General features: G+C 37.6%; 19 protein-coding genes. 3 read left to right on the forward strand and 16 right to left on the reverse strand.

What is annotated here, in order from left to right:
- Nucleotides 1–85 precede the first annotated feature (85 nt).
- The 7 genes from H4J46_RS15825 to H4J46_RS15855 form a co-directional block, all read right to left on the reverse strand.
- The gene (locus H4J46_RS15825; RefSeq protein WP_182234539.1) at nt 86–1,576 is read right to left on the reverse strand and encodes a tryptophan halogenase family protein; all 1,491 of its coding nucleotides are present in this window, start codon (nt 1,574–1,576) and stop codon (nt 86–88) included.
- Between the two features lie 66 nt (nt 1,577–1,642).
- Nucleotides 1,643–2,659, reverse strand: coding sequence for a cupin-like domain-containing protein (locus H4J46_RS15830; protein ID WP_182234541.1), 1,017 nt, complete (start codon nt 2,657–2,659; stop codon nt 1,643–1,645).
- Between the two features lie 51 nt (nt 2,660–2,710).
- Nucleotides 2,711–3,439, reverse strand: coding sequence for a SapC family protein (locus H4J46_RS15835; protein ID WP_182234543.1), 729 nt, complete (start codon nt 3,437–3,439; stop codon nt 2,711–2,713).
- A 63-nt stretch (nt 3,440–3,502) separates the two neighbouring features.
- The gene (locus H4J46_RS15840) at nt 3,503–5,059 is read right to left on the reverse strand and encodes a tryptophan halogenase family protein (RefSeq protein WP_182234545.1); all 1,557 of its coding nucleotides are present in this window, start codon (nt 5,057–5,059) and stop codon (nt 3,503–3,505) included.
- Between the two features lie 235 nt (nt 5,060–5,294).
- Nucleotides 5,295–8,327, reverse strand: a complete 3,033-nt coding sequence (locus H4J46_RS15845) for a TonB-dependent receptor (protein ID WP_182234547.1) — start codon at nt 8,325–8,327, stop codon at nt 5,295–5,297.
- Between the two features lie 302 nt (nt 8,328–8,629).
- The gene (locus tag H4J46_RS15850) at nt 8,630–9,958 is read right to left on the reverse strand and encodes a glycoside-pentoside-hexuronide (GPH):cation symporter (protein WP_182234549.1); all 1,329 of its coding nucleotides are present in this window, start codon (nt 9,956–9,958) and stop codon (nt 8,630–8,632) included.
- Between the two features lie 66 nt (nt 9,959–10,024).
- A complete protein-coding gene (locus H4J46_RS15855) occupies nt 10,025–11,377 on the reverse strand; it encodes a GH1 family beta-glucosidase (protein ID WP_182234551.1) in 1,353 nt (450 codons plus the stop codon).
- A 357-nt stretch (nt 11,378–11,734) separates the two neighbouring features.
- On the opposite strand from H4J46_RS15855, the gene H4J46_RS15860 reads away from it, so the two are divergent.
- Nucleotides 11,735–12,643, forward strand: a complete 909-nt coding sequence (locus H4J46_RS15860) for a homocysteine S-methyltransferase family protein (protein ID WP_182234872.1) — start codon at nt 11,735–11,737, stop codon at nt 12,641–12,643.
- Between the two features lie 209 nt (nt 12,644–12,852).
- Here the strand turns inward: H4J46_RS15860 and H4J46_RS15865 are convergent, their stop codons facing one another.
- Nucleotides 12,853–13,470, reverse strand: coding sequence for a LysE family translocator (locus H4J46_RS15865; protein WP_259365907.1), 618 nt, complete (start codon nt 13,468–13,470; stop codon nt 12,853–12,855).
- Nucleotides 13,471–13,609: 139 nt separating this feature from the next.
- On the opposite strand from H4J46_RS15865, the gene H4J46_RS15870 reads away from it, so the two are divergent.
- A complete protein-coding gene (locus H4J46_RS15870; protein WP_182234555.1) occupies nt 13,610–14,536 on the forward strand; it encodes a LysR family transcriptional regulator in 927 nt (308 codons plus the stop codon).
- Between the two features lie 202 nt (nt 14,537–14,738).
- Here H4J46_RS15870 and nth read toward each other — a convergent pair whose 3' ends face one another.
- The 8 genes from nth to H4J46_RS15910 all read right to left on the reverse strand — a co-directional run bounded on the left by nth (nt 14,739) and on the right by H4J46_RS15910 (nt 23,569).
- The gene (gene nth, locus H4J46_RS15875) at nt 14,739–15,401 is read right to left on the reverse strand and encodes an endonuclease III (RefSeq protein WP_182234557.1); all 663 of its coding nucleotides are present in this window, start codon (nt 15,399–15,401) and stop codon (nt 14,739–14,741) included.
- Between the two features lie 53 nt (nt 15,402–15,454).
- A complete protein-coding gene (locus H4J46_RS15880; RefSeq protein ID WP_182234559.1) occupies nt 15,455–16,159 on the reverse strand; it encodes an electron transport complex subunit E in 705 nt (234 codons plus the stop codon).
- A complete protein-coding gene (rsxG, locus tag H4J46_RS15885; protein WP_182234561.1) occupies nt 16,156–16,797 on the reverse strand; it encodes an electron transport complex subunit RsxG in 642 nt (213 codons plus the stop codon). The genes H4J46_RS15880 and rsxG overlap by 4 nt, the downstream gene beginning before the upstream one ends.
- Nucleotides 16,797–17,861, reverse strand: a complete 1,065-nt coding sequence (gene rsxD, locus H4J46_RS15890; RefSeq protein ID WP_182234563.1) for an electron transport complex subunit RsxD — start codon at nt 17,859–17,861, stop codon at nt 16,797–16,799. The genes rsxG and rsxD overlap by 1 nt, the downstream gene beginning before the upstream one ends.
- 9 nt (nt 17,862–17,870) lie before the next feature.
- Nucleotides 17,871–20,315, reverse strand: coding sequence for an electron transport complex subunit RsxC (gene rsxC, locus H4J46_RS15895; protein ID WP_182234565.1), 2,445 nt, complete (start codon nt 20,313–20,315; stop codon nt 17,871–17,873).
- Between the two features lie 12 nt (nt 20,316–20,327).
- Complete coding sequence (gene rsxB, locus H4J46_RS15900; RefSeq protein ID WP_182234567.1) at nt 20,328–20,882, reverse strand: electron transport complex subunit RsxB; 555 nt, start codon at nt 20,880–20,882, stop codon at nt 20,328–20,330.
- On the reverse strand, nt 20,882–21,463 hold the full coding sequence (gene rsxA, locus H4J46_RS15905) for an electron transport complex subunit RsxA (RefSeq protein WP_081153075.1): 582 nt from the start codon (nt 21,461–21,463) through the stop codon (nt 20,882–20,884). Before rsxA ends, rsxB begins: the two co-directional genes overlap by 1 nt.
- A gap of 225 nt (nt 21,464–21,688) precedes the next feature.
- Nucleotides 21,689–23,569 (reverse strand): EAL domain-containing protein, encoded by a 1,881-nt coding sequence (locus H4J46_RS15910; protein ID WP_182234569.1) that lies wholly within the window; start codon nt 23,567–23,569, stop codon nt 21,689–21,691.
- A gap of 486 nt (nt 23,570–24,055) precedes the next feature.
- Between H4J46_RS15910 and rimP the strand changes: the two genes are divergently transcribed.
- Nucleotides 24,056–24,517: a ribosome maturation factor RimP gene (gene rimP / locus H4J46_RS15915; RefSeq protein WP_182234571.1), complete on the forward strand. Its 462-nt coding sequence runs from the start codon at nt 24,056–24,058 to the stop codon at nt 24,515–24,517.
- Nucleotides 24,518–24,532: the final 15 nt, after the last annotated feature.

Raw genomic sequence — 24,532 nt, forward strand, 5'->3', positions numbered from 1 at the left:
TGCCTGCTCATTGCCAGTCATTTTATTCGAGCGGGTATGAATATTATGTTTCTTCCACATAATTACTAATTTAAGATACCACAGGCTATTTTACTTTTGCTTTACAATATTGCTCAATAAAATCTAAATGATGAGGCCAATGATCAACTTTACGCTTGACGGTCAGCTTAATATTATCTAAAAATCTTTGTAATTCATTATCATCCATTAAATCAACAATAGGGTGATATTGTTCAGGCATTAGACCCTGTCCCATCATTACTTGTACCCAAGATGTTTCTCCAAAAAGCTCTTCTTCTTTTTTGAATACATTGGCGCTTTCTTTAAATAACAACATACGGTGTTTTAACGTTTCAGGGATATCCATATTGCTACAGTACCGCCAAAAAGGGGTGTCTTTACGATCGGTTAAATTATAATGTAAAATAATAAAGTCTTTAATACTGTCAACTTCGGTTTTAGTTTGTATATTAAACTCATCAATATTAGATTGTTTAATCCCTTGCGATGGAAACATCTGCATTAAGCGTATAATCGCTTTTTGAAATAAATGAATACCAGTAGATTCTAGTGGTTCAATAAAACCGGAAGATAAACCTATAGCAACACAGTTTTTATTCCAATGTTTACGACGAGTACCTGTTTTATATTTAATAACGCGAGGTTCATTTAGCAGTTCACCTTCAATATTATTTAATAAAGTTTTTGTAGCCTCTTCGTTAGACATGTATTTACTACAAAAAACAAATCCATTACCCGTTCGATTTTGCAAGGGGATTTTCCACTGCCAACCAGCATCTCTCGCAATAGAACGAGTATAAGGCACAGGTTTAGTAACAGTTTTAGTTTGTACCGCTATAGCGCTATCACAAGGTAATACGTGTGACCAATCCTCATAGCCAGTATGTAGCGCTTGTTCAATTAACAAAGCTCTAGAACCAGTACAATCAATAAATAAGTCACCTTCAACTACTTTGCCGTTGGTTAACTCAAGAGCACTAATAAAACCATTATCTTTATCTAGAACAACATTATTAATGCGGCCTTCAATTCGCTTTAAACCGTGCTTTTCTGCTAGTTTTTGTAGAAAAACAGCATATAAACCAGCATCAAGGTGATAGGCATAGTTAGAGGCTTGATCTGCGTCTACGGCAAACTTTCCTTCTCTAGCGGCTAAGTGTTCAGGCACGTAATCGCCTATGTCTGAAACTATACCACGCTGTTTTCCCTTTAACCAAAAATGTTGAAAATCAGCCGCCCAGCAATTTTGACCTAAAAATCCAAAGGAGTGAATATAGTCTTTATTAACATCACGCCAATTTTCAAATGAAATACCCAACTTGAAAGTAGCATTCGTCGCTGCCATAAACTCTTGTTCATTAATGCCTAATAATCGGTGGAAAATATGCAAAGTAGGTATTGTCGCCTCACCAACTCCGACGGTAGGGATGTCATCAGATTCAACAAGGACAAGGTCTAAATTCTTACCAAACAGCTTTGATAATGCCGCTGCTGTCATCCAGCCCGCAGTACCACCACCGGCAATAACAACTTTTTTTATGGCTTTGTTATTCATATTTAAATTATCCTTACAAATATAATTATTAGTTTTAAAAAGATATTTTTAGTTTATATTTTTAGTTTATATTTTTAGTTTATTAAGTAAGCCAGCCCTGATTTTTTTTGCTGAATTTACGTCTAATGGTTGAGATAGCATCCCTTTAACAAAATCAGGAATATGATCTAAATCGTTTTCTTGATGATCAAAAATATAATAATCAAAAATAGCTTTCCATGCCTGTCTTTGTGCTGGAGGAAGATTTCTCAAACTTAATATCGCTAAGTTCAATGCATTTTCTGGTTGTCCCATAAACGCAGGACTGTCTCGCCACCAATGAGTTACCAGTACATTAAAAGCACTTAATGCTTTGACATGATGCCACCACATAGCCGGAAGAAATAAGGCATCGCCAGCTTCCAACTCTGCAACTTGAGCGGCTTCTAATGCTTGTTTAAATTTAGGGAATTTTTTAAAATCAGGTTGTTCAAAATCAATTAAACTAATTTCACGACCACCTGGTGACATTTCCATCGGGCCAACATATAGGTTAGCTATCTGCTCTGGTGGGAATAAAGTAAATCTTCTTTTACCTGCAACACAACATGCGAGGTTATTTGGGAAGTCATAATGTGCGGCTATTTTACTTTGATTACCAATCCAAATACTGGTGAATGGTTTTAGATGGTCAATCGAAGCATTATTTTCATCATTATAACCAGGAAGGCAAGCATTAATTTCTGTTGAGGCAACATAGATTGTAGGTGGTTTATTATCTGCAGCGTGTGCTAATAATTTATCTAAGACTATATTCAGATCAGCACGAATGTTTTTAAAGTTAAAACCACTCATATCATCATTGTAAAAAACACGTCCTTGATTTTCTGGTTCGCCATAAGCACTAAATACAGGCTTATTATTATATAATTTACGTAAATAATTCGCCGAACTTTCAGGCGACTTTTTACTTTCAATCACCATCGGCCATTTATCACCAAAACCCCTCAAAATAAGTGGTTGTGTTGATGATAAAACAAATTCAGGTATATCACCTGGTTGACAATTGGTTATCTCTTTAACTTTATTTGTTATTGCCAACATTTGCAGATACCAAGTTTAAATTTATAATGAAAAAGGATGATACTAAAGGGATTAAAGACCAAGTCTTGCATTTTTCTTACTAATTAATTTTCTAACATTTGCTTGTGATGCAATGGTCATATAGATTGCTTGTAAATATCCTTTTTTATGCAATAACTTTAAAATATCACTACTTAATTCAGCTAGTTTTTCTTCGTTAATAGTATAAAAACCAAGCATTTGGTTTTTTGAGTGATCATTAAGAGTGATATCTAAAGTTACTGATTCTAATAATTGATGTTCATTTAAAGCATTGATAAAATCATTACTATCGTTTAGCCCATGGTGAATGGCTTCAAGTAGATCTGCAACTTTATCTAAATAAGGACTACTGCCACCATGTTCTAAAAAGATAGATTCACCTTGTTCTTGGTTAACACGGGGATTATCAAGATCAATATTCAACATTCTCTGTTGCTTTTCAATACCTCCTTCATTTAGTGCTTGTATACCGATTAAAAACGGCTGTCTAGCAACCATTGCTGGAATATAATCCGCGGTCCATTTATCGTCAGAGAGGAATAAGTTCTCTTTATTTTCAAAACCAAATAAAGCAAGTGGAAAGAATTTACCTGTATCTGGATTCTTATTAAAAAAAATGGGGTAATAGGCTTGTACACTTTTAAATTCCATCGGAAAAGTTTGTGCATACCATAGGTTGTCACCGTAGGTGTCAGATCGTTCGGTGATTATTTTTAAGTTTTGGTGATCGATGTTGTTTAGTAAAACAGAATTTGTCATTTTTAATTCCACATATTGTTTACATTTATTTCAGTTAAAGAGAGTTACTGTATTTTTGTAACGCTAAATTTTGGGTAAACCATATTTTTTAATTTTGTTAATGATTTCACGGTTTGTTGGTAAAATAGATAAAAGTTTCTGTGTTTTTTTTATATTATCATTAAATAATTTATCTGCTTTGTCAGCATAACTCACCCTTTTTTTGTGTGCTAATGGCTCAGTGACGAAGTTCATACCATATAAAATGTATTGAAAACTAGCAGGTGGAAACATTTCTTCAGTGTGTGTTGCGTCATAATGGTAAGGTGGTTGATAACGCCATAGGCTTATAAGTTGTTGTAAACTTTTAGGTATACTTTCTTCATTTTTATTATCTAGCCAATAAGCTGAATCAGTTCGCTGACTTAAGACATAATGTAACTTTAAAAAATCAACTACGTTTCCCCAACGATGCAAAAATTTGTCATTAAAACGTTTGGCAATAATATCCATGGTCTGGCGATTCGCAGGCAACTGTTCACTGATCATTTTTGCTGATAGTTCAACTAATGCTAAAGCAGAGGCTTCTAAGGGTTCAATGAAACCTGCAGCCAAACCAATTGCAACACAGTTTTTATGCCAAAACTTTTCTCTATGTCCTGGATTCAAAGGTATTCTTCGTATCATTACTGAATGAGCAGCATCTTTTCCCATTGAAGGGACTAGGTAATTACGTAATTCTTCTTCTGCTATATCATGTGATATATGTGCACTGGAATATGTATAGCCAACACCTCGTCGTGTTGGCAGTCCTATATCCCAAATCCAACCTGCGGTTTGGGCTGTAGATGAAGTAAATGATGCAATAGGACTATCACTATTCTCGTAAGGCACATGTACGGCCATTGCAGAATCATTAAATAAAATATGTTTTTTACTAATAAAGGGAATTTTATAATGTTGAGCTAATAATAATGATGATGTCCCCGTGCAGTCGATAAACAGATCGCCGAATATATCACCTTGTTTTTTTGTGGTAATTGAGGCTATATCAGCTGTTGCAGATGAATTTATTTTAGTGACATGATCAATAACGTGTTTTACACCTAATTTAACTGTGCAATGTTTTTGTAAAAACTGACCAAATTTACCTGCATCTAAGTGGTAGCCATAATTGGCTACAAATGAATACTCAGCGGTCGTTATTTGTTTTGGCGCTAAACCGTAAGCACCTAAATGACTTTGCTCAGAAACGGCATCGGCAAAACTAATTTTATCACTGAAGGGTTGCCAATATGATGAAAGATTTATCTCATTAAAACCATTTGGTAAGGTGAAAGGGTGGTAATAGTGCTCGTTAGCATTCGTCTTCCAGTTCGTAAACTTCGAACCTTGCTTAAAACTTGCATCACATTCTAATAAAAATTCAGTTTCAGAAATACCCATTTTTTGTAATGTACTACGCATTGATGGCCAGGTACCTTCACCAACACCTATAGGTGCAACATCAGCTGATTCAACTAGTGTAATTTCTACCCCTGAATCTTGATTGGTAGCATGTTCGGCGGCGATAATACCCGCTGTTAGCCAGCCCGCAGAGCCACCACCAACAATTACTATTCTTTTTAATGGTTGATTCATAAATTTTTTCTTAATTCCTCATGAAAAATTAGGTTTTATTTACTAAACTATATCGTATCTTAGTTGGTCTAATTACTGTTATTTACATGATGTTGAGACAGCTGCAGCTTTTAAGATTTAGTTAATATAGCACCTAAGTATTTTTGAAAAATTTATTTTTGTTTGTTGTAAATATAAAAGCCGCATAAATTATTAATTTAGCGGCTTTACTATTTCTAAATAACCAAGGTCATTATTAGAACGTATAACGAGCGCCTAAAGCAAAACGAGCACCTGTTTGGGTGTAATTTAATACTTCATAGCTACTACGACCGCGTGTGCGTCTCTTTTCATCAGTAATGTTAATACCGTTGAAGAAAACAGTTAAGCCTTCAACTTGTGGCACATCATAATTTACCGCTAAATCAACTTGGCTGTACTTTTCTACATAAACTGGTGAAGCTCCTACATCCCCTTGGAAATGAGATGCTAGGTATTGATCACGCCAATTGTAAGCAATACGTATAGAAAAACCATGCTTCTCGTAGAAACCTACCACGTTCGCCGTGTCACTAATGCCAGTTTCTGCGACTTGATCAGAATCATAGTTAACGCCATTACTATTAATTGAGCTACCAATAGAGGCATTATCATACGAATTATCAGAGTTAACATAGGTATAGTTAACAATCGTACCAAAACCTGTATCGCCAAATAAATGTTGTACGGCAAATTCAACACCGTCAAAACCTGATTCTTCGGTAGAGTTAGCAAATGATGCAATATTAAATTGCACTAATGGATCAACCGGACGACCATTTATTTCTACATTACCACCAACAACATTTACTGCTGGGTCATTAATGTTTTCAGCAATCCAATCGCGTTGAGCCGGACGATCGTTAGGGTCAATACCAGCTGCAAGAGCCTGTTGAACAAACGGACTTGTTAAAGCACCAGGGTTAGTAAGGTTATCTTGGGTATAAACTGATTCTGTTCGGATACTTTCGTTAGTAATATCTTTTTGGAAATAACCTAATGAAATATAGCTACCTTCGCCATAATACCATTCTGCCGACAGGTCGAAATTTTTAGCTTCAAGCGGTAATAAACCTGCATCACCTGAGTTACCTGCACCAGGACTATTTACTCGAGCTAATCCACCTAATGATGTACCGCCAATCATTTGACCATAGCTTGGGCGACCTATCGTTTCACTGAAAGCGGCACGAAGTATAATATCGTCGGTTACTTCTATATTGAAGTTAATGCTTGGTAATACATGATCATATTTACCCGTTTTGGTCTGAAATTCAGTTCCACCGGATAGAGTTATCGGTAATTCAGTATCGCCAACCCAAGTTGTTGCGTTAAAACCAGGAACATTTGATGTGGTTGCAACTTCTGTTTCTTCATAACGCACACCTAAATGCACATCAAATGGCATGTCACCTATTTCACCCTCATAATTATACTGGAGGTATACTGCGGTCATTTCTTCTTTGGTATATTGATCGACACCAAGAGCATAATCTGTTGAAGGACAAAAAGATGAGCCACAATCACCAATAATACCTGGCTGTATAGATAAAGTATCTTCAGCAATTTGTCTTACGTCAAGAAAGTCAAATTCAAAATAAGTATTTAAAATATCTGGTGCCCAATCAGTACCAGTAATGTCTACAAAATCACTGAAATTTCCACCACTTTCGTCAAACTGATCTAAAATAGTTCTACGTGTAAAGTTTTCATCTCCAAATGATCCAGGTTCACCTTCACCACCCCAGTTATTACGTTGTACTGTTCGTCTTTGATCACGATTTTCAGCTGTTGTCATGGCGATGCCAAAGTCTATACTGCCCGACTCTTCAAAAATAAAAGCACCATCAAACTGATGTTGCTCAATGTGAGAATGATCTTGCTCATTACTGAAAGAACTACCTGTTACTTGCATATCTGACGCCATTACCGCATTACCACCACGTACTGCAAGCGTAGGTAAAACACCCGTGAAGTCAGTAGCTGATGCCGTACGAATAAGTGCTCGTGCCGCTAAGTTGTTATTAGAGCCATACTGATTATTTGGTGTATTTTCAGCATCTGAATCGTGATAATCGTATGATAGGCTCAAGCTATCGCTAACTTGCCAATCAAGGTTAAAACCTATTGAAGAGGTTTTGTCACGTATCCCATAATCACCAGAGCCCATCGCTAAATCTGTTGGATCATCATAAACTTCAGAATGTAATAATGGAGAGGCAACATTACCTGAGGTCCATACATCAACAGCATTTCCAGGAGAGGCATACCAAGCTGAAACATTAGCTACTTGTGTATCTTGTTCTTTTTGGATGTAAGTATAATCCAATGTTGCCGTGATGTTTTCCATCGGGCTGTACTGCAATACTAATTGAGCGTTAGTTCTCTCACGTTGTACTTCTTCAAAAGTATAAAAAGTGGTTTGTGGAACAGAATAAACGTCTGGATTTTCAGCACGGTTAAATTGATCGCTTTGACCGTTTTCTATAGGACCAAAACGATTATTACCGTTGATGTCTTGACCATCAGGGTCATAACTTCTCCAACCAGTACTTACACCTGCTTGTTGATTACCACTTTCACGTTCTGAATAACTGGCTGAAAGAGAAATACCAAAAGTATCATCGGCAAAGGTATTTGAATATAAACCTGACAACTCAGGAGTCGTACCACCTGTCTGTGCTGAGGTATCATTTAAAGCTTGTACACTAACAACGGCGTGCATGCCAGGGTTGTTTAGTGGTTTATTCGTTTTAATGTTAAGTGTTGCACCAATTCCACCCGTAGACATTTTTGCCATCGATGTTTTGTAAACTTCAACACCACTGATGCCTTCTGCTGCAACGTTTGAGAAGTCAAAAGAGCGATCACCTGTTGTATTAGGCATTTGACGGCCATTTAACAAGATTAAGTTTCGGTCGGCACTAAAACCACGAACACTTACTTTACTGCCCTCACCATTAGAGCGGTCAATTGAAACACCAGTAATACGTTGTAATGATTCTGCTAAGTTAGAGTCTGGGAATTTACCTATATCTTCCGCATTAATTGCATCCACAATACCACTTGCAGAGCGCTTAATATCCATTGATTTGATCATACTGCTACGGATCCCCGTAACTTCGATCACTTCAGTTTTATTGTTTGTAACTTCTTCGGCAACAGCAAAAACGGGCGTTATTGCCGTTACGCCTAAAATTATAGATAAACTTGTAGCAAGTTGAGTTTTTTTAAAAGTTGAATTCTTCATGTATCTCCCCTAGGCATTCCATATTATGATGATTATATTTTTGGAAGCGCTTCCAGCTTTATTTAAAAAAATTCACTCAGGAAGCGCTTCCACAATTTAAAATATTTTACTAATAAGGTCAACAGTATTTTAATAAATAAAGTTAACTATTTTAGAGTTTTTACTCGTTAAATTTAAGTTTAAATGTTACTTAATTGCTAGCCTTAGCGCGCGTTTATTTACTTAATAGAGGCGATTTTAACTGGCTAATAAAACGCTAACTATATTATTTTTAGGTCAGCGGTTTACATTTTATAAATTAACTAACTTGGTGTACTTTTTAAAGCTTGGTGAATAAACTGTACTTTCTTTGCATCAAGTATGTACCAGCGCATTACCCAGGCAACTAATATCGAACCTACAGCAGGAAAAATAGTGAAAGCGGCTAATATGCCTTGTTGCGTGGTAGTGCTTTGTTCTGTATCAGCTTGGTAGCCATAATATGCTAACAACCAACCCGCTAATGCACCGCCAATGGCAACGCCAAGTTTGATGAAAAAAACGATAGCTGAATAAACCATGCCGGTTATTCTAACGCCAGTTTTCCAGTGTCCATAATCGATGGTATCAGCCATTTTAGCCCAAAGTAAGGGGGTAGCCATCTGCAGGAAAAAACTCCAAAGAAAGAATAAAGTGAAGGCCATAACTGTTTGTTCACTGCCAACAAAATAACTGATAATACAAATAAAAGCAGCGATTGATTGTAAACAGATATAGGCTTTAATTTTACATACTTTTTTAGATAGTGGTAACGCCAGTGCACAACCTAGAATGCTACCTATCATTCCTAAAGTCATAAACAAGGTGATCAGGTCAGCGCGACCTAAATAATATTTCACATAATAAACGGCTAGTGTGCCGCGCAGTACTTGGCCACTTAATAACAATAATCCAGCTAAGCAAAGAATTCGCCATTGATCATTTTTCCATAAGGCAGATAAATCTTCTTTAAAGCTTGATTTTTGATCTTTTGGTGGGCTGACTCTTTCCTTAGTACCGGCAAAACAAAGCAGAAAAAGCATTAAGCCTAGCAAGCTCATGGCTATCATAGTGTACTGATAGCCTTGTGCTTTATCTCCAGCACCAAACCACTCTACTAATGGCATAGTGCCTGCAGCAACGATTAGACCACCTAACATACCAAAAACAAATCGATATGATTGTACTGATACGCGTTCTTCAGGGTCAGCGGTAAGTACACCACCTAGCGCTGAATAAGGAATATTTATCGCAGTATAAGCGATCATTAACAAGGTATAAGTAGCAAATGCATAAACGATTTTACCATTTTCAGATAAATCAAAGGTGGTAAAAGCTAAAATACTGATCAGGCAAAAAGGCAGGGCTAGCCATAATAAATAAGGCCTGAATTGTCCCCACTTAGTTTTCGTTCGATCAGCCATTGCCCCCATTAAGGGATCAGTAATTGCATCAAATATTCTAACAACAAGAAAAAGAGTGCCAACAAGTGCAGGAGAAAGACCAACAACATCGGTATAATAAATAAGTAAAAACATCATCACGGTTTGGAAGATGATATTACTGGCTGTGTCGCCCAAACCGTAAGCTATTTTTTCTTTAATTTTAAGCATGTGAATCTCTTTTTTTAAGTTAATATTTTTCTTGTTTTATATACAATGACACTTTACATTGTTCAATTACCTATTTGATAAATAGTTGCTATTTCGTTGATGGATTAAATCACGATAGGCATAACCACTGGCTTTTATTGTTCTTTCTTGGCTTTGATAATCGACATAGACAATACCAAACCTTTTTAAATAGCCTTCAGCCCATTCAAAATTATCCATTAAACTCCAAGCAAAGTAACCTCTGATGTCGACACCGGATTCAATAGCTGTATTTACCGCATTAAGGTGGCTTTGGTAATAAGCCACTCGGTGAGCATCTTCTACTTTGCCATCTTTGATGTTGTCAGGCATTGCGGCACCATTTTCAGTGATATAAATAGGAGGTAAGGTGTATTTGGCATTTAAAGAAATCAATAAATCAGAAAACCCTGATGGATAAATTTCCCAACCCATATCTGTTAATGCAACATCTTTAAGGGTAATTTGAGCGAATATTTCATCTTTATCAGCTTGATATATTGCACGTGTATAATAATTAATACCTAAAAAATCAACAGATTCTGCAATGATGTCCATATCACCTGCAATAATATTAGGATGCTGTGATAATGGTAGTTGCGCAAGTATTTCAGGATATTGAGCATCAAAGATAGGCTTTATATACCATTGATTAAAATAATCATCGGCGAACTGGGCTGCTGCTATATCCGCTGGGCTTTGGGAAGCAGGGTAGCTAGGGCTAAAATTAAGTACTATGCCATTAAGTGTGTTTGGGCTTAATTTTTTAAGTGATTGCATCGCTAAACCATGAGCAAGTAATAAATGATGAGCTGCCTTTTTGCCAAACTCTTTACCTTTAATACCTGGTGCATGAATGCCAATTTCATAGCCTAAATAAGCGCTGCAAAAAGGCTCATTTAACGTCGCATACGAATGTACTCTATTGCCAAATGCTTTAATCACTATTTCTGTATATTTTTGAAATTCATAAGCCGTTTCTCTGTTTAACCAACCGCCTTTATCTTCAAGGTGTTGGGGTAAATCCCAGTGATAAAGCGTAACAAAGGATTTAATGTTTTTCTCAACTAATTTATCTAATAAAGCAATATAAAATGCTACACCTGCAGCATTGATACTGCCATCTTCATTAACAACTCTTCCCCACGAAATAGATAAACGATAAGCATCAACGCCGAGCGATTCAATCATTTCGATGTCTTGAGGCCATCTATGGTAATGATCACAGGCAACGTCTCCATTTGAACCATCGACAATACTATTTTCTAAAGAGCAAAATGTATCCCAGATACAAGGTAATCGTTGCTTGATACCTCCCTCGATTTGGAATGAGGCAGTAGCAACACCATAAATAAAATCTGTTGAATTCATTTTTGAGTTATAAGGTAATGTCAATTTCATAGTTATTTTTTCTTAATGATTTATTGTTAGTGGTTTTAGTTAAAGTTCGTTATTTTTAGATTTTTCAGTTTTTTTATCATATTTGGAAGCGCTTTCAATTTAGCTCGATTGATATTAAAGGTCAATCTGTTTTCGGTAAATAATAGGGTAACGAATGCCTGGTATAATGATTTTTATATGACTTAAGTAGGCAAGGGCACATTGGTAGTTAACTAGGTCAGTACCTTGCTATTAGAGAGCAACACCCAAAAGTGCAAAGTGTAGCGCAATTTTATTAATGTCTTATTTACGCTTGCTTTACGCCAATCGCATGGTTATTCTGCTTTTATTTTATAGATAATAGATGAAATAATGAGTATGAAATTACCCTTTACATTACCAATAATTCTTGATGGTGGTATGGGCCGTGAACTTCAACGTATTGGTGCCCCTTTTCAACAGCCAGAATGGTCAGCTCAAGCGTTAATTGAAGCGCCTCATCTTATCTCTCAAGTGCATCGTAGTTTTATCAAGGCCGGTGCTGAAATTATCACCACCAATACTTACGCGTTAGTGCCTTTTCATATTGGTGATAAACGCTTTAATGAACAAGGGGCTAACCTCATTAAATTAGCTGCTAGGTTAGCACGAGAGTGCGTTAAGGATAATTCAAGTTTGTTAGTCGCGGGTTGTATTCCGCCAGTGTTAGGCTCTTACCGACCGGATCTTTTTTCAGTTGCACGCGCGCAGCCATTGCTTGAGTTATTAATAAAAAATCAGGAAGTTAATGTAGATATATGGCTAGCCGAAACGATATCTTCTATCGCAGAAGCCGCAATGATCAAGGCTCGCACTCTTGTCACAGGTAAACCTACCTGGATTGCCTTTACTGTTAAAGATGAAATATCCACCGAGTCGACTCTACGTTCAGGAGAGTCAGTTTATGATGCTGTTAGCCAAATTGCAGGGCAAAATGTTTCGGCAATATTATTTAATTGTAGCTGTGTTGAAGTAATGCAAACCGCACTTATCACCGCTAAACAGGCATTATTAGAGCAAGGAATTGAAAACGAAGTTCAGTTAGGTGTGTACGCTAATAATTTTCCAGCAATTGGTGAGCTACACGAAGCGAATAAAAGTAGTGGTATTTCTGGTGTCAGAGATGATGTTCCGCCAGAAAAGTATAGCGAATTTGCATCATCTTGGCTTAAATCTGGTGCCTCTATTATCGGTGGCTGTTGTGGGGTTTCACCTGCACATATCAAAAAATTAGCTGAACTTAAATAATGTTATTACTTGGAAGGCAAATATTGAATGTTAAGTGTTGAATCTTAATGCTGAATATCTGCCTCGGCACTATTAGTCTTTGTATAACAATAAGTATCACGTGAAAATAACAGTGAAACCTGAATTTTTTATTGACCATATCTTGATAAAAACTCAGTCTGAAGGCTTACAATTAGCTATGTCTTGAGATCGCTAATTGTAGCTCTGTCTTAAATAGCACTCATTAGGGTGAGCTTTATAGCAATGAGCATCAAGATAACCCCTGCTATTTTATCAATTTTTTGTTTTTGGCGATTAAAGCGAGGCAATATACTTGGGTGTGATAACAGTAAAGCAACACCGCTGTACCAGATGAAATGTGCCAACATAATGATCAAACCATAGCTTATTTGTATTATTAATGGGGTATCTACCGATACTACTTGGGTAAAAATACTTAAGAAAAAGATAGAAGTTTTAGGGTTTAATATGTTGCAAGTAAAGCCTAGACGCAGCGCGATAAAGGGTGAAATATCTGCTGTTTGATTTTTTTCGTCATTATGTAAAGGCTCGGGTGTTGTTAACAACTGCCAAGCAATATAGATAAGATAAGCTGCGCCTAAATATTTGATTGTAGAAAATAACCAGGCTGAATTTGCAATTATCACGGCTAAGCCTGCAATTGAATAGCTGGCATGAATACAAACAGATAAACACATACCCAAACTCATATATAAACCGGCCAAACGACCATTGTAGATACTCGTGCGGGTCACTAACACAAAGTCAGCCCCAGGTAAGATAGCCATAAAAATAGCGATGGTGCTCACCGCGATAATTTCAGCCATATACGTACTTATTAACAACTCCATATTTACCTCTCATCATTTAACATATGCTCACAGCAGCCGACTCATGACTGCGGATGTATGTTAATCTATGAGATATTTAAAACAATACACATATTTGTATAAGGACTTGTGCTCAATGGACACAAATAAACTCATGCCTTTATTGTCAGATATGGCTATTTTGGTCACTGTGGTTGAACAGGGGAATTTTAGTAAAGCAGCAAAAAAACTTGGCGTAACACCCTCGGCAGTGAGCCGTAAAATAAGCAGATTAGAAGATGCATTAGGTATCAAATTATTGCAGCGTACGACACGACAACTGGCGTTAACTGAGTCAGGGCAAATAACTTTTGATTACTGTAAACAGATGGTTGAGTCGGCAGAAAAAGCGGTTAATGCCAGTCGTTCTGTAACATCGACGGTGAGTGGGTTATTGAGGGTGGCGGCACCAAAATCACTGGCCAATCAGGTATTACGGCCACTTTTTGTTGAGTTTTTAAAATTTTATCCAGACATTCAGTTACATTTAAAAGTAACCGACCGTATTTTAGATCCGATCCACGACGGTGTCGATTTTTTGATTCATATTAATGACTATCCTATTGAAGCTTTGGTAAATGTTAATATTGGCCGCGTTGAACAGGTGCTATGTGCCAGTCCTGATTTTTTAGCAAAGCATGCTCTGCCAAAACACCCCGATGATTTAAAAGATTTACCTTGCATTTGCTTAGGCGAAAATATGACCGACAACCGATGGCGATTTAGTAATGAAAATCATAAAACCACTGTAGAAGTTACGGGCTCATATTTACTTAACCACAGTGAAATGCGTCGAGATGCGATTGAACAAGGTTTTGGTATTGGCTCTTTACCCGATTACACTGCGCAGAAAGGGCTTGAGGCGGGAAGGCTGATCCCGCTATTGAAAGACTGGCAGTTACAATGTAGTTATCACGGTGACATTTGTTTGCAGTATGTGCAAAGTAAATATATGCCAAATAAAAACCGCATGTTTATCGATTTTATGAAACAAAAATTACAGATAATTAAATCAGACTGCTAAGTGATTGTCATGAACACATAGGCAGTCTGATGGGTTTAGTTTGTCAGTAAAGACCGCTAAGTTATGAGCCAAGTGTTGAATAGACATGGCAGGATTAACAACGTGGTTTTTATCTGCTTTGGCTGCTGGCATTAATGATAAAAGCTTAAGTTCAATGGCTAATATTGCAGTTGCACTGGTCTTAAATACGTTAAGTAAACTTTTAGTCTTCAGTCTTACCTTTAAAGTCGCATAAGTCTTCAATAGTACATGAACCGCATTTTGGTTTGCGAGCTATGCAGGTGTAGCGGCCATGAAGAATTAGCCAATGATGTAAATTAAAGAAAAATTCTGTTTTTCTTGGTGTGTATTTGATGATGTTTTTTTCTGTTTCTTCTACTGTCTTGCCTTTGGCGTAGCCAGTGCGGTTAGCGACACGTTGGATATGGGTATCAACGGCAATAAAGTATTTACCTTCATTATCTTTTAGCCAGCCAAACCCTGTGTTGAGTACAACATTAGCGGTTTTTCTACCAACGCCAGGTAGGGCTTCAAGGGCCGCTCTATTTTCAGGTACTTCACCACCATGTAAATCGATTATCATTTGACAGGTTTTAAGGGTATTTACTGCTTTGGTGTTAAATAAACCAATGGTTTTGATGTAAAACTTCAAGCCATCAAGACCAAGATCAAGCAGTGCTTGTGGTGTATTAGCGACAGGATATAGTTTGTCAGTGGCTTTGTTGACACTGACATCAGTAGCTTGAGCAGATAATAACACCGCAATTAATAACTCAAAAGCACTTGAGAAATTAAGCTCTGTGGTTGGACTTGGGTCGTTGTCTCGCAACCGAGTTAACATGGCTAATCGTGTTTCTTTATTCATCAGAGATATTTTTTATTGTTTTCATTTAAGTATGCTTATTTAAGTGTGCTTAGTTAATTTTCAAAATTTACACGAACACGTTCAATAGCTTGCTCTAATTTTTTAGGTTTTGCTTGTGCTATTTTATGATCAATAACATTTTTACCTGCGATTAAAAAGCCCATGGCAATAAATGCACCCGGCGGTAATATCATCAATAAAAACTGGCTATCAAGTTGGTAAATTTCTACTCTAAATCCTGTTGCCCATTGCCCTAAAAGCAGGTTTGCACCATCAAATAATGTGCCTTGACCTAAAACTTCACGTATTGCCCCTAAAACAACTAATACGGCTAAGAAACCAAGCCCCATCATTAAGCCATCAAAACTAGATTGCTTAATAGGGTTCTTAGAGGCGTAGGCTTCTGCCCGACCAATAATAGCGCAGTTGGTGACGATGAGCGGCAGAAAAATGCCCAACGACTGGTATAAATCGTAGGTAAATGCGTTCATCAGCAACTGCACACAAGTAACAAAAGTGGCAATAATAAGCACAAAAATTGGAATACGGATTTCTTTGGGAACCCATTGTCTGATGGCTGAGACGGTGGCGTTTGAACAAATCAGAACAAACATGGTTGCAATGCCTAAACCTAAGGCGTTAACAACCGTTGAGGTTACCGCCAATAAGGGACAAAGGCCAAGCAACTGTACCATGCCTGGGTTGTTTTTCCATAAACCTTGCCAAGCTAATTCTTTATATTCTGGATTTATTTTCATTGTTCCACTCCACAGTTACTTGCGGCATTAAAAATGACTTTTTGATTAGCTTGAAAGTAGTCAATGGTTTTTCTAACTGTTTTTACTACAGCTCTAGGGGTAATGGTAGCTCCGGTAAACTGGTCAAACATACCACCGTCTTTTTTAACCGCCCAGCGATTATCGTTTTTATCTAAGACTTTTTTTCCAGCAAATGTTGTTATCCAGTCACTTTTTCTGAGTTCTATTTTATCACCTAAACCGGGTGTTTCTTTATGTAGTAATGTTCTGACACCACTAACACTGCCATCAATGTTCAGCGCAATTAACAATTCGATATTGCCACTGTAGCCATCGGGTGCCACTGTTTTTATGGCAGCAGCTGTTGGCATGTTATTTAATCTTGCACGGTAAATTACATCGATTAACAACTCTGTGTCGTTGCCAGTAGGCGCTATAATACAGTCACGGAACATTTCATTATCATGACTATCTTTCTGAATAACTTGATTTAATTGTTGAATTAATTGTTGTTGAGACTGAAATTCAATACGATCTTCTGTCAGTAGCTGCACTAAAGCAACGGTCGCCGTACAGGCTACTGCGAATAAAGCTAATATTTTTGAGTTTTTACTTATTGCAGGCGTTAACTCAGACATTATTTTTTCACTCCTAAGTCGTGGCCATAAGTGCGAGGTCGGGTATATTGATCAATTAAAGGTGCAGCCATATTACACAGTAAAACCGCAAAGGCGACAGCATCAGGATAGCCGCCAAACTTTCTGATCAAAAAAACTAATAAGCCAGCCAGCGCGCCAAAGATGAGTCGACCTTTAACGCTAGTTGCACCAGAAACAGGGTCGGTCAGGATGAAAAATGCCCCTAGCATAGTAGCGCCAGTAAACCAGTGAAACATAGTTGAGGCATTGCTATCAGGACTAATCATAAAGGCAATGAAACTACAAACAAATAAACTTAATAGAAAACTTACTGGTGTGCTCCAAGGAATCGCTTTTTTACTCAATAAAAATAAGCCGCCAAGTAGAAAACCGGCATTAATCCATTCCCAACCAAGGCCAAAATGTTTACCTATGGTTGGGGCTTGCATACTCTCAACTACCGTTAACCCTAAAGTCATATTAGTTTTAAGCGTATCTAGCGGAGTCGCCATGGTAAAACCATCAATGTGCGTACGAATTTGTTCAACTGAGTAACCTTGTGGCGTATAGCCAGAAAAAATAACGGCAAGCGTGTCAGTTAATTGTATATCCATGGCCAGTAATGAGAGTGGTGGTTGCCACTGGGTCATTTGCAGTGGAAATGAAATGAGCAGCATCACATAGGCCGCCATCGCTGGATTGAAAGGGTTATGTCCTAAACCACCATAGAGTTGTTTAACCAGTGCAATCGCAAAAACGCTACCAATAACTGATATCCACCAAGGGGCTAAGGCAGGTAAACTTATACCCAGTAAAACAGCGGTTAATATGGCGCTACCATCAAATAACTGGGGCTTTATTTTTTTATTTCTTAACGATAGTACGGTAAATTCAGCGATAATTGCGGCGGCTACTGCTAAAAAAATATGAATTAAGTTACCCCAGCCAAAGAAGTACCATTGCGCAAATATACCTGGAATGGTGGCATAAATCACCAGCCTCATTAGGCTTGATGTTTCATTTTGTTGATGATTGTGCGGTGAACTTGCTATCCAAAAGGCCATGGTGCTTAATTACTCTGAAGTTGTTAATTTGTTGGATGAAGCGGCTAGTTTTTTCGCCTTTGCTTTAGCAACTACTGCCGCTACGTGCGCTTTTTTAATTGCCGCAATATCCGCTTGTGTTGCCCGCATACTATCTTGCTCACTTTTAATGGAGCTTGATGTTGAGTTGGATATTTGTTGAGACTTTAGTGGCAACTCTTTGGCTTTTGCTTTTTCCGCAGCCGCTGCAATTTTAGTTTTTTGATCTCGATCTGCAGTATCAATGTTACTGACCATTTGTGGCCCGCTTGGTGTCTTTTTGGCTATAGCTTCTGCAACATTTTTAACTTGTGCTGCTGTATTACTATCTTGCATTACATCAATGTTAGGGGAAGTTGTTGATAGCTGGGAACTGTCAAACGCTGTTTCAGCCGCTAAACTTGCTGTTGTTTTAGTTTTTGCCTTAGCCTTTGCCTTCGCAATTGCAGCGGCCACTTTCGCTTTTTTATTTAGTGCTTGAGTGGCTTTTTCATCTGAAACTGATGCTAAGTTAACTACCTCAGGAGAAACTACTTTTGTTGTTGCGTCAACTTGAGCATTAGCGCTGTCTGATATTGTTTCTGCTTGAGGTGTATTTTCATTTGCTGTTTTTTTTGTAATAGCTAGGTCAAGCTTAGCCTTTTTATCAATGACAACAGGCGCTGCTTGCGATGAGCTTGGCGATTCGTTGTTTTGCAACGTATCTAACGACTCTATTTGTGCTTGGTTTTTCTGTACTATTTTTTTCGCTTTTGCTCTTGCAATAGCATTGGCCACTTGGCTTTTACTATCGTCAGCTGGTGCAACTGATTCAGCAGTCATCTCGAGAGTACTGGTAATAGAAATCTCAGCCGTATTTTGCTTGATGCTGGCTTGAGCTTTTTTTGCTTTTACGCGAGCAAGTGCGTCTGCTACTGCAGATTTTTCTGATTTTGCTGCGCTTGTACCTGTATTCATTCTGGCTTTGCGAGCCTCGGCCGCTTTTTTATGTTTCTCTACTCGGGCAACTTTTTCGCGTTCAAGTCTTTGCTTACGTGCTTCAAATCTCACTTTAGCTTTTTCGGCTTTGATATCGAGTAATTTTTGTTGACGTATTTCAGCTTTGGCAACACGATAATAATGCACTAATGGGATTTGGCTTGGGCAAACGTAGGCACAAGCGCCACATTCAATACAGTCAAATAGATTAAGTTTTTCAAGTTGTGCTTGATCTTTTGCTTTCGCACTCCATTGTAATTCTTGTGGTAGTAATTGTGCAGGGCATACATCGGCACATTGACCACAGCGAATACACTCAACCTCTTTACTACTAGTTGACGAAAAGGGGGAGGCTATTTCAATTTCACTCGGCGCTAAGATACAGTTGGTGGTTTTAATCACCGGAATTTGATCATGTGGTAAACTAAAGCCCATCATAGGGCCACCCATGATTAAATGCCTATTTTGGCTATTGTTGTAGCCACATTGACTCGTTAAAAAGCCAACGGGAGTACCAATAAGTGCCCAGATATTTTGTGGTTTCTCTAACGCTTGGCCGCTAACGGTAACAACGCGTTTGATCAGTGGTGTGTCATTGATTACGGCGTCAGCAATAGCAAAGCAGGTGGCAACATTCTGCATTACTATACCCAACGAGCTAGGTAAAACACCACTAGGGACTTCTTGACCGGTTAATATTTGTATCAGTTGTTTTTCACCACCACTTGGGTATTTTGTTGGAATGACACAAATGTCGATATGGTCAATATCTGCCGTGGCTTTTTTTAAGGCTGCAATGGCCTTAGCTTTATTTTCTTCGATACCGATAAGAATGTTTTTTGGTGTTAATAAATGGTCAAGAATTTTAATGCCATCTAGAATAGTTGGGCTATGCTCTTGGAGCAATAAATCATCAGCAGTGATATAGGGCTCACACTCAGCAGCATTAATAATTAGATAATTTATTTTAGTTAAGGTGCTTACTTTAACTTGTGTTGGAAAGCCTGCGCCGCCCATACCAGAAATACCGGCATTGGCTATTTTCTCTAATATTTGTGTTTTGCTTAACAAGTGAAAATCAGGACAAATATGACGCTGTTTCCAAGTGTCTTCATCATCAGGTGTCAATATAATGCAAGCTTCACTCAATCCAGAAGGGTGAGGGATTGCCATTGATTTAATTGCCGTGATTGTACCACTAGTAGGGGCGTGAATCGGCACCGACATTGGACTGTCACAATCACTTAATATTTGTCCTTTAAGCACCTTGTCACCGACTTTGACAATTACGTTACCTGCCTGGCCAATATGTTGACGAATAGGGATAATCAATTGTTCAGGAATTTGAGCACTGGCAATGGGTTTGGAGCAGGTGAGAAATTTTTGCTCAGGTGGATGTATGCCGCCATGAAATTGCGAAAAACTTCCTCGTTTTATACGTTCAATTACCGATTCCACCCAAACCTCGTCTTAATCTATTTTTACTACAGGTATACTATCTAAATCCCATTGCCAGTTTTGTGTTGTTGTGGCAACTGAGATCATCTCTATACAATCTACTGGGCACGGTGCAACACATAAATCGCAACCGGTGCACTCATCAGTAATGATCGTATGCATTTGCTTGGTTGTGCCTATAATGGCATCAACTGGACAGGCTTGAATGCACTTGGTACAGCCAATACAGTCTTCTTCAATAATAAAAGCGACTTTAGGTGAGTTATCTGCTTCATGATTTTCATCTAAAGGCTGAACTTCCACACCCATTAACTCAGCAATTTTTTTAATGGTGTCTTCACCACCTGGCGCACATTTGTTTATAGCTTCGCCATTAGCAACGGCTTCTGCATAAGGTTTGCAACCAGGGTAACCACATTGGCCACATTGTGTTTGTGGCAGCAGTGCATCTAACTGTTCAGCCAGTGGATCACCTTGTACTTTAAACCGCACTGAAGCGAAACCTAACAAGGCACCAAATAAGGCGGCAAGAATACCCAGTACTAATATTGCGATGATTGTACTCATTAAAACTTAACCAATCCTGTGAAGCCCATAAATGCTAATGACATTAAACCTGCCGTGATCATGGCAATAGCTGAACCTTTAAATGGCGCTGGTACATCGGCATTAGCCAGTTTTTCTCGCATAGCTGAAAACATGATTAATACTAAAGAAAAGCCGACAGCGGCGCCAAAACCATAAATTATAGATTCGAAAAAGTTATGTTGCTCATAAAGATTTAATAGCGCAACACCAAGTACCGCGCAGTTAGTGGTGATAAGTGGCAGAAAAATACCTAACAAGCGATATAAGTTTGCACTGGTTTTATGCACAACCATTTCAGTAAATTGTACGACAACAGCAATCACTAAAATAAAGGTCATTGTGGTTAAATATTCTAAACCTAAGGGCGCTAGAATATAACTATTGACGATGTAGCTCAGTAACGAAGCTAGCGTCATAACAAATGTTGTCGCAAACGACATACCTATGGCAGTTTCAGTTCGAGACGATACACCCATAAATGGGCATAAGCCTAGAAATTTAACCAAGACAAAGTTATTTACTAATACTGTGCCAACAAGTAGCAAGAGATAATCAGTCATTTGATCAATATATTACTGTGGAAATTGACACCATTATCCGTGTTTATCAGGCAATAAACAACATACGAACCGTAAGGGTATTCATTTAATCTGTCATTAATTACTTATGGTGAAAAAACGCGAGTAAAGTTAAGCAATGAAGCAACAAGTGAATGGCTTTTAAAATCGGATAAAAAATAAAAGGCCACAGTATTTTAGTGGCTTTAGTTAAGGTTGCTTAATCCACTACACCAAAGAAATAGCCCTAGGCTTACCAATGTAGAAACCCTGACATCCATCAACAAGGAGTTTGTCAAGCATAAATTTTTCTTCTTGGGTTTCAACGCTTTCTGCCAGTACACTCACACTTAATCTGTGTGCTAAATCTACCATCAAACGCATAAAATATTGATTATTTTTGTCTTCGTCAATATCTTGAGTGTACGTGCTATCCATTTTAATAAAGTCAGGCTTTAAATCTCTAAAAAATTTGAATGAAGTTAAGCCAATACCAAAACGCTCAACGGTAATTTTGGCACCAACCCGGTGGATCATATCAATAAATTTCTTGCTGGTTTTTATATTTTGTTGTAAACCACTTTCAGTAATTTCAAACACCAGTTTTGAGGCGATGGCGGTATCGCGCAAAAGCCGTCTTTCTAGCCAAATAACAAAATGCCTGTCGTTTATCGAACGAGCGCTAATATTAATACCAAAGAAATGATTTTGCATATTTTTTTCAGCAATTTCTTTTATTACAGTTTCTATAATCATTTGGTCAACAGCAGCAATTTTGTCGAGTTTTTCAGCCATAGCGAAGAAAGAAGTTGTGGGAAGAATATCGTCATTACTATTTAAAAAGCGAGCTAAAACTTCTGAGTAGACCCGTTTGTTAGGGCTGCTGGGTTTAATCGACTGGACAAGTAAATTAACTCTTTGGTTTTCAATAACACTATCAATTTCTTGCCGCCAATGTTGATTGCCATAACTCGCGCTCATGTTGTATAAAATGCTACTGTCAGCTTGGGCATACCAAGCATTAACACTTTTGGTTTGGGCGACACTAATACCGGTATCGGCTAACGCTAAAAGTTCACTTAACGGCTTGTTATCATTAAAATAAACCAAACCTGTATAGCCAATAGAGTCTAAATCTGACGCATGTTGATAGTCATTAAAACTTGCCGTTAGGTCTGCCGCAAATGTTTCTGCACTTTTTAAGCTAACATTGGGGATTAATGTCGCAAAGTCAGAACTATTTAATCGAAAAACTTGCGCACCTCTATATTGACTGATGGCATTTTTCATTATGTCAGCCACCTTACGGATATAATTATCACCTTGATGATAACCGTGCACTTGATTAATAGTTTGTAATTCAGAGCAACGAGTAATCGATAAAACCCCAAAATCGGAACGGCTATCAGCATCTTCAAAAAATTGAATAAAACGATTTCGATTTTCTAATTTAGTGACTGGCTCGATGTAAGCATCTTTTTCTAATAAGACTGTTACGCTATTTTTTTCAGCAAGCAGTGCTTTAAGTTCAGTTAAATATTGCTGAATTTCAGGTAAATCAATTTTATTATCTTTAAATTCTTCATCTTGACCGGAAATGATAACGCTAAGGTCTTGCTTTATTTGATAACAAATATTCTGAGTTAATCGACGATACTGTGCAAGGTTAAATGACGTTGCAATAAAAATGAATAAAACACTTAATACAAACATCGATAATACCGCCTGACGTAAAAATACTACCTTATCATTGGCACCTAATTGATAACGTATCGTTAGAGCTGAATTAGGCAATTTCACTTGGCTAATAGGCGCCAGTATCAAGTCAGAAAATTGCATAGGTTTTTGTTGCTGATTAATAATGATGGTACCCTCATTATTAGCAATATTAATAAATTGGTAATGGTTAAACCTTGATATTTGCTTGGCAAACGTTGCACTGTCACCAAGTATTATCTCTTGGTCTAAAGTGAGTAATGTCTGCTGGTGTTGAGTTTGTTGCTCAGAGATTTGAAATGCTAATAGCAAAGTACAGGCAAGTGCCGTACTAGCAATCAAGATTAAAGCAAAGAGAAAATTTCTTAAAAGTAATTGAGAATATCTATACATATAATTCCAGAATGCCGGTACGTGCCGCTGTAATGATAACAAGTTAAGTGTTGGAAATGATTTTTAACATGAATTTAGGTAATTTACTAACTGTCTGATTATACCACAATAATTATTATACTCATGTCGGTAAAGTTTGTAGTAAATTTTTTCGCTAGAGTGCGGTTAGCTTACTACTTCGGCCTTATCGTGTTTAAGAAAATTAACTTGCTATAAAAATAGCTATTCTATATAATACGCGCAGCTTGAATGTAGCAATATTTCACTGAATAGATTTTTATCGCAATTAGGTAAATTTCTAAGATATTGTTATACAGAACCAAGAGAGTTATTGCTTGGTTTACATCGTGGGTTCAGTGAATAAGCCCCGCGTAATGGGGCTTTTTTGTATCTTAACTATGTAAAAAGGTGCAATAGCAGCAAGGTATATCGCTGGGCTTTATGCCCTTTTTTTGTTTCTGGACTCTTCCAAATTGGAGAAAATGATTGGCTAAATTTGAACACAAACTAACCGCAATGTTACGTCCTGCCGTTGAAGAAACGGGTAAGGAGTTATTAGGCGTTGAATTTCATAGCGCGGGTAACCACTCGGTTTTACGAATATTTATCGACCATGAAAATGGTATCGATGTTGATGACTGTGCTGAAGTAAGTCGTCAAGTAGGGGCTATGCTAGACGTAGAAGACCCAATCAGTAGTGAATATAGCTTAGAAGTTTCATCACCCGGGCTTGATCGCCCGCTTTTTGAGAAAGCGCACTTCGAAGCGGTTGTTGATGAAACAGTAGAAGTAAAAATTTCAATGCCATTGAATGGCCGTCGGAAATTCAAAGGTAAATTAGTTACTGTTGAAAACGACAGTTTAATTGTAATGGTTGATAATGAAGAATATGAACTTGTTATCAGTAACATAGATAAGGCTCACCTTATTTATAACCATCGTAAATAAATTTAAAATACTGAG

The organism is Colwellia sp. MB02u-6 (assembly GCF_014077095.1).
Classification (GTDB): domain Bacteria; phylum Pseudomonadota; class Gammaproteobacteria; order Enterobacterales; family Alteromonadaceae; genus Cognaticolwellia.